The 10,869-nt window shown below is 72.3% G+C and carries 9 protein-coding genes, 1 pseudogene and 1 riboswitch; of the genes and pseudogenes, 6 read left to right on the top strand and 4 right to left on the bottom strand.

What is annotated here, in order from left to right:
* From V7793_RS25820 to V7793_RS25810, 3 genes are all read left to right on the top strand, one after another.
* A partial coding sequence (locus V7793_RS25820; RefSeq protein WP_336010411.1) for a MurR/RpiR family transcriptional regulator occupies positions 1 to 795 on the top strand: 795 nt, incomplete at its 5' end.
* 44 nt (positions 796 to 839) lie between these two features.
* Positions 840 to 1,853, top strand: a complete 1,014-nt coding sequence (murQ, locus tag V7793_RS25815; RefSeq protein ID WP_336010409.1) for an N-acetylmuramic acid 6-phosphate etherase — start codon at positions 840 to 842, stop codon at positions 1,851 to 1,853.
* A 7-nt stretch (positions 1,854 to 1,860) separates the two neighbouring features.
* Positions 1,861 to 3,357: a PTS transporter subunit EIIC gene (locus V7793_RS25810; RefSeq protein ID WP_336010407.1), complete on the top strand. Its 1,497-nt coding sequence runs from the start codon at positions 1,861 to 1,863 to the stop codon at positions 3,355 to 3,357.
* A gap of 108 nt (positions 3,358 to 3,465) precedes the next feature.
* On the opposite strand, the gene groL is transcribed toward V7793_RS25810, so the two are convergent.
* From groL to thrC, 4 genes are all read right to left on the bottom strand, one after another.
* Positions 3,466 to 5,088 (bottom strand): chaperonin GroEL, encoded by a 1,623-nt coding sequence (groL, locus tag V7793_RS25805; RefSeq protein ID WP_058045776.1) that lies wholly within the window; start codon positions 5,086 to 5,088, stop codon positions 3,466 to 3,468.
* Positions 5,089 to 5,434: 346 nt separating this feature from the next.
* Positions 5,435 to 5,641 (bottom strand): cold-shock protein, encoded by a 207-nt coding sequence (locus V7793_RS25800; protein ID WP_030367227.1) that lies wholly within the window; start codon positions 5,639 to 5,641, stop codon positions 5,435 to 5,437.
* A gap of 423 nt (positions 5,642 to 6,064) precedes the next feature.
* The gene (locus V7793_RS25795) at positions 6,065 to 6,340 is read right to left on the bottom strand and encodes a ubiquitin-like small modifier protein 1 (RefSeq protein WP_336010406.1); all 276 of its coding nucleotides are present in this window, start codon (positions 6,338 to 6,340) and stop codon (positions 6,065 to 6,067) included.
* 112 nt (positions 6,341 to 6,452) lie between these two features.
* Entirely contained in the window at positions 6,453 to 7,769 is a 1,317-nt protein-coding gene (thrC, locus tag V7793_RS25790; protein ID WP_336010413.1) for a threonine synthase, read from the bottom strand.
* Positions 7,763 to 7,905, bottom strand: a riboswitch (SAM riboswitch). Its footprint overlaps the gene before it by 7 nt.
* Positions 7,906 to 8,081: 176 nt before the next feature.
* Here thrC and V7793_RS25785 point away from each other — a divergent pair.
* The 3 genes and pseudogenes from V7793_RS25785 to V7793_RS25775 form a co-directional block, all read left to right on the top strand.
* Positions 8,082 to 9,056, top strand: a complete 975-nt coding sequence (locus V7793_RS25785; RefSeq protein WP_336010404.1) for a glucosyl-3-phosphoglycerate synthase — start codon at positions 8,082 to 8,084, stop codon at positions 9,054 to 9,056.
* 41 nt (positions 9,057 to 9,097) lie between these two features.
* Positions 9,098 to 10,579 carry an alpha,alpha-trehalose-phosphate synthase (UDP-forming) gene (locus V7793_RS25780; protein WP_336010401.1) on the top strand — a complete coding sequence of 494 codons (1,482 nt, stop codon included), beginning with the start codon at positions 9,098 to 9,100 and terminating at the stop codon, positions 10,577 to 10,579.
* Between the two features lie 99 nt (positions 10,580 to 10,678).
* Positions 10,679 to 10,869, top strand: a pseudogene (locus V7793_RS25775) (DUF4232 domain-containing protein); the annotation flags it as partial.

The following is a 10,869-nucleotide window of genomic DNA, read 5'->3' as shown; positions in this document are numbered from 1 at the left end:
GCGAGCGACCCCGCGGGCTCCGCCGCCCTCACCGTCACCGGTCTCGCGGAGCGCACCGGCACGAGCGAGGCCACCGTCGTGCGCACCGCCCGCATCCTCGGCTATCCGGGCTACCGCGACCTGCGGCTCGCCCTCGCCGCGCTCGCCGCGGAGCAGGCGGCCGGCCGCGCCCCGGCCGTCACCGCCGACATCGCGGTCGACGACCCGCTGCCCGCCGTCGTCGCCAAACTCGCCCAGGAGGAGGCGCAGTGCCTGGCGGACACCGCCGCCGCCCTCGACACCGCGCAGCTGGAGGCCGCGGTCGCCGCGCTCGCCGGCGCCCGGCGCATCGACGTCTACGGCATCGGCGCCTCCAACCTCGTCGGCCAGGACCTCGTGCAGAAGCTGCTCCGCATCGGCCTGATCGCCCACGCCCCCGCCGACCCGCACCTCGCCGTCACCAACGCCGTCCAGCTGCGCGCGGGCGACGTCGCCGTCGCCATCACCCACTCCGGCCGCACCACCGACGTCATCGAACCCCTGCGGGTCGCCTTCGAGCACGGCGCGACGACGCTCGCGATCACCGGCCGCCCGGAGGGCGAGATCGCCCAGTACGCGGACCACGTGCTCACCACCTCCTCCGCCCGGGAGAGCGAGCTGCGCCCCGCGGCCATGTCGAGCCGCACCAGTCAGCTCCTCGTGGTGGACTGCCTGTTCATCGGCGTCGCCCAGCAGACGTACGAGTCCGCGGCGCCGGCCCTGTCCGCCTCGTACGAAGCGCTCGCCCACCGCCACGCCCCGCGCTCCCCGCGCTGACCGAAGCCGGCCCGCCCGGCACGCATGGAAAGAGCCGTCCGCCCATGGCCTCTTCTTCTGCTTCGTCATCCGCATCGGCCGCGGGCGCGGCCGCTTCCCCCGCGCCGTCCGGCGCCTCGCCGGCCCCCTCCCCACAGGCGCGCAGCGCCCTCCGCGCCGAGCTCGCCGCCCTCACCACCGAGGCCTTCCGCCCCGACCTCGCGGACATCGACCGGCTGCCCACCCTCGACATCGCCCGGATCATGAACGGCGAGGACGCCGGCGTCCCGGCCGCCGTCGCCGCCCGGCTGCCCGAGATCGCCGCCGCCATCGACGCCACCGCCACCCGCATGGCCCGCGGCGGCCGGCTCGTCTACGCGGGCGCGGGCACCGCCGGCCGCCTCGGCGTGCTCGACGCCAGCGAGTGCCCGCCGACCTTCAACACCGACCCCTCGCAGGTCATAGGCGTGATCGCGGGCGGCGCGGCGGCGCTGGTCACCGCCGTCGAAGGAGCCGAGGACAGCCGGGAGCTGGCCGCGGGCGACCTGGCCGCCCTGGGTGTCGGCCCGGCCGACACCGTCGTCGGCGTCTCCGCCTCCGGCCGCACCCCCTACGCGGTCGGGGCCGTCGAGCACGCCCGCGGCGCCGGGGCGCTGACCATCGGCGTGTCCTGCAACGCCGGTTCGCCCCTCGGCCGGGCCGCCGACCACGCCGTCGAGGTCGTCGTCGGCCCCGAGCTGCTCACGGGCTCGACCCGGCTGAAGGCCGGCACCGCCCAGAAGCTCGTCCTCAACATGCTCTCGACGATCACCATGATCCGGCTCGGCAAGACGTACGGGAACCTGATGGTCGACGTGCGGGCCACCAACGACAAGCTGCGCGCCCGCTCCCGGCAGATCGTCGCCCTGGCCACGGGCGCCTCCGAGCAGGAGATAGAGGCCGCGCTGACGGAGACCGGCGGAGAGGTGAAGCACGCCATCCTCGTCGTCCTGGGCGGTGTGGACGGGCGCACGGCCGCGCGCCTCCTCGACGAGTCGGGCGGTCACCTGCGCACGGCCCTGCGAACAGCACATGGGTAGCCGCACCATGGCACCGGACCCTCCGGACGCGCCCGACGACGGCCCGAGAGGGGAGCGCGGCCGCGGCGCCGGCGCGGCCGCGCTCCTGCCCCTCCTCGGCGGCGCCGGCAACCTCACGTCCGTCACGAACTGCATGACGCGGCTGCGGGTGACCGTCCGGGACCCGTCGGCCGTCCGGCGCGACGAACTGCGGGCCCTTCCCGGGGTGCTGGGCATCGTCGGGGACGGCGCGGCCCTGCAGATCGTGCTCGGTCCGGGCACGGTGGCCAAGGTCGCGCCGGAGCTCGCGCGACACGTGAACGCGGCCACCGCGGCAGGTGCGGCAGGTGCGGCCCCGGAGACCGTCACCGCGGAAGCCCTGGCCGAGCGCGGCGCGGCGCTCCGGGCCGAGCGCAGGGCCCGCAACGCCACCCCGGCCAAGGAGTTCCTGCGCCGGATCGCCCAGATCTTCGTCCCGCTGATCCCCGCCCTGATCGGCTGCGGCATCGTGGCGGGCCTGGCCGGGCTCCTCTCCAACCTCCACTGGCTGCCCGCGCTGGCCCCCGCGCTGACCGCGTGCGCGTCGGGCTTCATGTCCCTGATCGCGGTCTTCGTCGGCTACAACACGGCGAAGGAGTTCGGCGGCACCCCCGTCCTGGGCGGGGCCGTCGCGGCGATCATCGTGTTCCCGGGCGTGGACCGGGTGAGCGCGTTCGGCGAGAAGCTCGTGCCCGGCCAGGGCGGGGTGCTCGGTGCGCTGGCCGCGGCCCTGCTCGCCGCGCACGTGGAGCGGTGGTGCCGCCGCCGCGTCCCCGAGGCCCTGGACGTGCTGGTCACCCCGACGGTGACCGTTCTGGTCGCGGGCCTGGTCACGCTGTACGGGCTGATGTACGCGGCGGGCGAGGTCGCCACGGCCATCGGCCGCTTCGCCGACTGGCTGCTCGCGAACGGCGGGGCGGCGGCGGGCTTCGTCCTCGGCGGGCTGTTCCTGCCCCTGGTGATGCTGGGCCTGCACCAGGCCCTCATCCCCATCCACACGACCCTGATCCAGGAGCAGGGCTCCACGGTGCTGCTGCCGATCCTCGCGATGGCGGGCGCCGGCCAGGTGGGAGCGGCCCTCGCCCTCTACGTCCGCCTGCCGCACAACACCTCGGTGCGCCGGACGATCCGGTCCGCGATGCCGGCCGGCCTCCTGGGCATCGGCGAGCCCCTGATCTACGGCGTCTCCCTGCCGCTGGGCCGCCCGTTCGTCACCGCCTGCGTCGGCGGCGCGTTCGGAGGAGCGTTCGTGGGGCTGCTGGGGCAGCTGGGCGACACGGTCGGCTCGACGGCCATCGGCCCGTCGGGCTGGGCCCTGTTCCCGCTGCTGCAGGGCGGCCACGGCCTGGGCCGGGCAGTGGCGGTCTACGGGGCGGGCCTGCTGGCGGGCTACGCGGCGGGATTCGCGGCGACGTACGCGTTCGGGCTGAGCCGCCGGTCGCTGCGCGAGCTGAACGCAGAACACCCCGCAGAGAACAACGGATAGAACAGCGGATGGAACAACGGATGGAACAACGGCCCGAGGGCGGCACCCCCCTGGTGGGGGGCACCGCCCTCGGGCGCGTACAGCGTCAGGACAGGTGATCCGTCAGGATCAGAAGTCCATGTCACCGCCGGGCATGCCGCCCGGAGCGGCCGCGGCGGCCTTCTCCGGCTTGTCGGCGATGACGGCCTCGGTGGTGAGGAAGAGCGCAGCGATGGACGCGGCGTTCTGCAGGGCGGAGCGGGTGACCTTGGCCGGGTCGATGATGCCCTCGGCGACCAGGTCGACGTACTCGCCCGTGGCGGCGTTGAGACCGTGGCCCGGGGTCAGGTTGCGCACCTTCTCCACGACGACGCCGCCCTCGAGACCGGCGTTGACCGCGATCTGCTTGAGCGGGGCCTCCAGGGCCAGCTTGACGGCGGCGGCACCGGTGGCCTCGTCGCCCTCGAGCTCCAGCTTCTCGAACACCTGGGAGGCCTGCAGCAGGGCCACGCCACCACCGGCGACGATGCCCTCCTCGACGGCCGCCTTCGCGTTGCGAACGGCGTCCTCGATGCGGTGCTTGCGCTCCTTGAGCTCGACCTCGGTCGCGGCACCGGCCTTGATGACGGCCACGCCGCCGGCCAGCTTCGCGAGGCGCTCCTGGAGCTTCTCGCGGTCGTAGTCCGAGTCGCTGTTCTCGATCTCGGCGCGGATCTGGTTGACGCGGCCCTGGACCTGGTCGCTGTCACCGGCACCGTCGACGATGGTCGTCTCGTCCTTGGTGATGACGACCTTGCGGGCGCGGCCGAGCAGGTCGAGACCGGCGTTCTCCAGCTTGAGGCCGACCTCCTCGGAGATGACGGTGCCACCGGTGAGGATGGCGATGTCACCGAGCATGGCCTTGCGGCGGTCGCCGAAGCCCGGGGCCTTGACGGCGACGGACTTGAAGGTGCCGCGGATCTTGTTCACGACGAGCGTGGACAGGGCCTCGCCCTCGACGTCCTCGGCGATGATCAGCAGCGGCTTGCCGGACTGCATGACCTTCTCCAGGAGCGGCAGCAGGTCCTTGACCGAGCCGATCTTGGAGTTGACGATCAGGATGTACGGGTCGTCGAGGGACGCCTCCATACGCTCCATGTCGGTGGCGAAGTACGCCGAGATGTAGCCCTTGTCGAAGCGCATACCCTCGGTGAGCTCCAGCTCCAGACCGAAGGTCTGGGACTCCTCGACGGTGATGACGCCTTCCTTGCCGACCTTGTCCATGGCCTCGGCGATGAGCTCGCCGATCTGGGTGTCGGCGGCGGAGATGGAGGCGGTGGAGGCGATCTGCTCCTTGGTCTCCACGTCCTTGGCCTGCTCGAGCAGGGCACCGGAGACGGCCTCGACGGCCTTCTCGATACCGCGCTTCAGCGCCATCGGGTTGGCACCCGCGGCGACGTTGCGCAGGCCCTCGCGGACCAGGGCCTGGGCCAGGACGGTCGCGGTCGTCGTGCCGTCACCGGCGACGTCGTCCGTCTTCTTCGCGACCTCCTTGACCAGCTCGGCGCCGATCTTCTCGTACGGGTCCTCGAGCTCGATCTCCTTGGCGATGGAGACACCATCGTTGGTGATCGTGGGGGCGCCCCACTTCTTCTCGAGGACGACGTTGCGGCCCTTGGGGCCGAGGGTGACCTTGACGGCGTCGGCGAGCTGGTTCATCCCGCGCTCGAGACCGCGCCGTGCCTCCTCGTCGAACGCGATGATCTTGGCCATGTGAAGTGGTCCTCCCAGGACGGGGTGGAGACTGCTCCGGACCGCACTGGCGCCCGCGACGGACGGCCTGCGCACCCTGCGGTTCCTTGCCCCGCCTGGCATGCGGACCTCACCGACGGTCCAAATCTGTCACTCTCACTCGGAGAGTGCTAAGCCCAATGATTAGCACTCGACCAGGGAGAGTGCAAGCGCCTCGGGGGGACAGTCACGCCCACGGGGCGCCCGGAGCAGGGGCCCCAGGCAGCCGTACCCACCCCACGCGCCCCGCACACGCGCGAGGGGCTCGCACCCCGTCGGGTGCGAGCCCCTCTGCAAACCGAGCGAGCCGGTGGTCGATGCGCCGCGATCAGACCTGCTGCAGCTTCACCATGTCCGCCTGCGGCCCCTTCTGGCCCTGCGAGATCTCGAACTCGACCCGCTGACCCTCCTCGAGGGTGCGGTAGCCGTCCATCTGAATCGCGCTGTAGTGGACGAATACATCCGCACCACCGTCGACCGCGATGAAGCCGTAGCCCTTCTCCGCGTTGAACCACTTGACGGTGCCCTGAGCCATGCCTAACTCCCCTATTACTGGCCCTTGCGCAGGACCGCACTTCGCGGACCCGGGTCAGACCTCACCCCCTGGCAGCCCAGTGGGTGTGCGCCGGAACGCGTCGACCGCGGCTGAATGTATCTGCACGGATGCCGTCTGCAACAGGTCACTCGGACGAGAATTCCGGGCATGGCCGATCGAGGAAATCGGCTGAACTCCGGGTATTTCAGGGCAAGTCGGGCCGGGTATAACGCAACCAACCCGGCATTTCGTGCACACACTTCGCGCACAACTTGACGGGTTCTCATATGCGTTCGGCACTGACGCCGGGCGGGGATCGTCCCAACTGTATCGCGCTCAACAGGCGGAATCGCCCCGTCCGCTTTACGGACGGGGCGATTCCGGGGACGTCGTGCGGCAATAACGGAAGAACCCTGTGAAACCTCAGCCGCCCGCGACGGCCGGGATGACGGAGACGGCGGAGCCGTCCGGGGTGGGGGTCTGCAGCCCCTGCTCGAAGCGGACGTCGTCGTCGTTGACGTAGACGTTGACGAACCGGCGCAGCTTGCCGGCGTCGTCGAGCACGCGGGCCGCAATGCCGGAGTGGTTCTTCTCCAGGGACTGGAGGACATCGGCGAGGGTCGCGCCTTCGGCGGAGACCTCGGCCTTCCCGCCGGTGTAGGTGCGGAGGATGGTGGGGATGCGGACGGTAACGCTCATGGGAAAACCTTCCGGAGAGATTGTGGGCGGCTGTTCCGCAGGGCTGGGGGGACCCCGGACGGGGTTTGGGGGAGGGCGGGCACAACCGGCCCGCAGACGTCACCTGCAGACGTCAGACGGCAGCAAGCCCCGCGGCGCGGAACGCCTCCAGCGACGGCCGGATCGTCGCCGTCGGCCCCGCCGCAACGGCATCGAGCGTCTTCAGCCCGTCGCCCGTATTGAGCACGACGGTCGTCAGGGAGGGGTCGAGCAGCCCGCTCTCGATCAGCTTCCGCGTCACGCCGACCGTCACCCCGCCCGCCGTCTCGGCGAAGATCCCCTCGGTCCGGGCCAGCAGCCGGATCGCGTCCACGATCTGCTCATCGGTGACGTCCTCCACCGCCCCGCCCGTCCGCCGCGCGATATCCAGCACGTACGGCCCGTCGGCCGGGTTGCCGATGGCGAGGGACTTCGCGATCGTGTCCGGCTTCACCGGCCGCACCACGTCGTGCCCGTCCTTGAACGCGCGGGCGACCGGCGAGCAGCCCTCCGCCTGCGCTCCGAAGATCTTGTACGGGCGGTCCTCGACCAGACCCAGCGCGACGAGCTCCTTCAGCCCCTTGTCGATCTTCGTGAGCTGTGAGCCCGAGGCGATCGGCACGACGATCTGGTCCGGCAGCCGCCAGCCCAGCTGCTCGCAGATCTCGTAGGCGAGCGTCTTGGACCCTTCGCCGTAGTACGGCCGGAGGTTGACGTTGACGAAGCCCCAGCCCTCCCCCAGCGGGTCGCCGATCAGTTCGCTGCAGAAGCGGTTGACGTCGTCGTACGTGCCCTCGATGCCGACGAGGTCGCCGCCGTAGACCGCGGCCATGACGACCTTCCCGGCCTCCAGGTCGTGCGGGATGAAGACGCACGACTTGAACCCGGCCCGGGCGGCCGCGGCCCCGACCGCACCCGCGAGGTTCCCGGTCGAGGAGCACGACAGCGTCGTGAAGCCGAAGGCGCGGGCGGCCTCGACCGCGATCGCCACGACCCGGTCCTTGAAGGAGTGCGTCGGGTTGCCGGAGTCGTCCTTGACGTACAGGCCGCCCGTCACGCCCAGCTCGCGGGCGAGGTTGTCGGCCTTGACGAGCTTGGTGAGGCCGGGGTTGAGGCTGGGCTTGCCCGCGACGTCGGCGGGGACGGGCAGCAGGGGGGCGTAGCGCCAGATGTTCGCGGGGCCGGCCTCGATGCGCTCGCGCAGGTCAGCTGCTTGACCGGGCCCGCCGGCGGGCAGTTCGTAGGCGACTTCGAGGGGGCCGAAGCACAGGGCGCAGGCGAAGATGGGACCGAGGTCGAAGCGCTCTCCGCACTCGCGGCAGGAGAGTGCCACGGCGGGTCCGAGGTCCACAGAAGTGGTGGAGGGTTCAACAGACTGCACAGCCATGGAGGCGAGGCCCTTTCTCCTCATCTTCCCCGTGGCGAACGTCGCCACGAGACGGAATTGGCACCTTCCCCGCCGGGAGCCTCGCCGTGGAACGGTGAGACCGGCTGGAGGGTTGCCGGGGCTTCAACGGGCCGTGTCCCTCTGCCCCTCTGGATGAGCGGTATGGCACTGGGCGGGGCCCAGGCGTTTGTGCACGCGGCGACCCCCGACATAGGACGGCGGTCCGCGTTGTTCAAGACTGTAACGGAAGGGACGGCCCGTTGAGAGGGGCGTCCGCACCGCGAGATGCGTCACAGAACGCGTCGCAGAACGTCCGTGAGACAGGGAGTCGTACACGTGCTGGAAGAGGTGGAGCGCTGGCTGGCCGAGCGGTCCTGGTCCGCTGCTGATCGTCCGCTCGACGTGCTTCTGGCCGCCAAGCGGGCCTCCGGCACCACGGTGAGCGTCGTCCTGCCGGCGCTGAACGAGGAGCCGACGGTCGGCACCATCGTGGCGACGATCCGCCGCGAGCTGATGTCGGACGCGGTGCCGCTGGTGGACGAGCTGGTGGTGGTCGACTCGGGCTCCACGGACCGCACGGCCGAGGTCGCAGCAGAGGCCGGGGCGCGCGTGGTGCACCGGGACGAGGTGCTGCCGAGCCTGCCCGCACTGCCGGGCAAGGGCGAGGTGCTGTGGCGCTCCCTGCTGGCGACGACGGGCGACATCGTCTGCTTCGTGGACGCCGACCTGCGCGAGTTCTCGGCGGACTTCGTGTCGGGGATCGTGGGGCCGCTGCTGACGGACCCCGGCGTGCACTTCGTCAAGGCGATGTACGACCGCCCGCTGGGCACGGAATTCGATGTGCCCGGCTCCGCCAGGACCGCCGGCCAGGGCGGCCGGGTGACCGAGCTCGTGGCCCGCCCCCTGCTGAACCTGCACTGGCCGCAGCTGGCCGGTTTCGTGCAGCCGCTCGGCGGCGAGTACGCGGCCCGCCGGTCCCTGCTGGAGCAGCTGCCGTTCCCCGTCGGCTACGGCGTGGAGCTGGGCCTTCTGGTGGACGCGCTGCACACGGTCGGGCTGGGGGCGCTGGCCCAGGTGGACGTGGGCGTGCGCAAGCACCGCCACCAGGACGGGCAGGCGCTGGGCCGGATGGCCGCCGCCATCTACCGCACCGCACAGCTCCGGCTGGCCCGGGGGCACCTGGTGCGACCTGCGCTGACACAGTTCGAACGAACCCCGGAGGGCTTCGTTCCGCGGACGTACGCGGTGGACACGGAGGAGCGGCCGCCGATGGCCGGAATACCCGAGTACGCCCAGCGACACGCCGCGTAAGCGTACGTTTGAGCGGTTCTTCCCGCGGCAAGGCTGGCCACATGGTCGCTGAGCACGTGCACGCCACATCGATCGCCGCCGCGCCGATCGTCGTCGCCTCCAACCGGGGCCCGGTCTCGTACCGGCGCAGCGAGGACGGCACCCTCGTGGCCGGGCGCGGCGGCGGCGGGCTCGTCTCCGGGCTCAGCTCGATACAGCGCGACGCCGAGGGCGGCGCCGCGGTGTGGGTGTGCGCGGCCCTGGGCGAGGGCGACCGCGAGGCGGCCCGCGCCGCCGGCCGAAGACTCGCCACGGACGACACCGGCGGCCACCACGTGCGGATGCTCGACATCCCGCCGGACACCTTCGCCGCCGCGTACAACGGCATCGCCAACTCGGTGCTGTGGTTCGTGCACCACATGCTCTACCAGACGCCCCTGGAGCCCTCCTTCGACCGGGAGTTCCGGGCCCAGTGGGCGGCCTACGAGGAGTACAACGCGGCGTTCGCGGACGCCGTCGCCGAGGAGGCCGCGCAGGGCGCCGCGGTGCTCATCCAGGACTACCACCTGGCGCTCGTGCCGGGCCTGCTCCGGGCGCGCCGCCCCGACCTGCGCATCGGCCACTTCTCGCACACCCCCTGGGCCCCGCCGGACTACTTCCGCATGCTGCCGGACGACGTGGCCGGGCAGCTGCTGCGCGGTGTCCTCGGCGGCGACCGGGCCGGCTTCCTGACCCGGCGCTGGGCCGAGGCGTTCGCCGCGTGCTGCGCGGACGTGCTGGGCGCGGAGGTCGTCCGGGACGGCGAGGGCCGCGACGCCGAGGTGCGCTTCGAGGGGCGGACGACGCGGCTGGGCGTGCACGGGCTCGGCGCCGACGGCGACTTCCTGCGCGAGCGGGCGCACCGGGCGGACGTCGAGGAGCGCATGGCGGCGCTCAGGTCGCAGATCGGCCCGGGCCGCCGGGCGATCGTGCGCGTGGACCGCACGGAGCTGTCCAAGAACATCGTGCGCGGGCTGTACGCGTACCGGCGGCTGCTGGAGGAGCACCCGCAGTGGCGCGGCAAGGTCGTGCACGTCGCCTTCGCCTACCCCTCCCGCCAGGACCTCGCCGTCTACCGCGAGTACACCGCCGAGGTGGAGCGGGTCGCCCGCGGGATCAACGCCGAGTTCGGCACGGAGGGCTGGGAGCCGGTCGCCCTGCACGTCAAGGACGACTTCGCGCGCTCGCTGGCCGCGTACCGGCTCGCGGACGTGGCGCTGGTCAACCCCATCCGCGACGGGATGAACCTCGTCGCCAAGGAGGTGCCGGTGGTCTCCGACCACGGCTGCGCGCTGGTGCTCTCGCGCGAGGCGGGGGCGGCGGCCGAGCTGGGCGACGAGGCGATCACCGTCAACCCGTACGACGTGGAGGCCACGGCCCGCGCGCTGCACCTGGCGCTGCTGATGGACCCCGGGGAGCGGGCGGAGCGCACCAAGCGGCTGGCCGCGGCGGCGACGGCGCTGCCGCCGGCCCGGTGGTTCACGGATCAGCTGCGGGCGCTGTGACGCGCCGGAGTGCGGGCCGCAGCGTTCCGGGCCCCGTCTGAGCGGCCCGCGCTTCGGCGCCCCGGGCTGCCCGCATCCGGGCACGGGTAGCCATGGCGCATGTCGAATGTCCCACGTTGGGCCGTGCTTGCCACGGCGTGCGCCGCCGCCCTGACCGCGGTCGCCGGCTGCTCCTCGGACTCCTCCAAGAACGACGACGGCAAGCAGGCCAAGGGGGCGACGGGGGCCTCCGCGGCGCCGTCCGGCTCGTCGTCCGGCTCGTCGTCCGGCTCGTCGGCGAACGCGTCGGC

This window comes from Streptomyces sp. KLMMK, from assembly GCF_036961605.1.
In the GTDB taxonomy this organism is placed as follows: Bacteria; Actinomycetota; Actinomycetes; order Streptomycetales; family Streptomycetaceae; genus Streptomyces; species Streptomyces telluris.
The sequence above is the reverse complement of the archived record's forward strand: the minus strand, read 5'-3'. Positions and strand labels throughout refer to the sequence as shown.

Bases quoted from the DNA above. Each gene is read 5' to 3' on its own strand.
- murQ (WP_336010409.1), top strand. From the start codon at position 840: ATGGCCTCTTCTTCTGCTTCGTCATCCGCATCGGCCGCGGGCGCGGCC.
- V7793_RS25810 (WP_336010407.1), top strand. From the start codon at position 1,861: ATGGCACCGGACCCTCCGGACGCGCCCGACGACGGCCCGAGAGGGGAG.
- groL (WP_058045776.1), bottom strand. From the start codon at position 5,088: ATGGCCAAGATCATCGCGTTCGACGAGGAGGCACGGCGCGGTCTCGAG.
- V7793_RS25800 (WP_030367227.1), bottom strand. From the start codon at position 5,641: ATGGCTCAGGGCACCGTCAAGTGGTTCAACGCGGAGAAGGGCTACGGC.
- V7793_RS25795 (WP_336010406.1), bottom strand. From the start codon at position 6,340: ATGAGCGTTACCGTCCGCATCCCCACCATCCTCCGCACCTACACCGGC.
- thrC (WP_336010413.1), bottom strand. From the start codon at position 7,769: ATGAGGAGAAAGGGCCTCGCCTCCATGGCTGTGCAGTCTGTTGAACCC.
- V7793_RS25780 (WP_336010401.1), top strand. From the start codon at position 9,098: ATGGTCGCTGAGCACGTGCACGCCACATCGATCGCCGCCGCGCCGATC.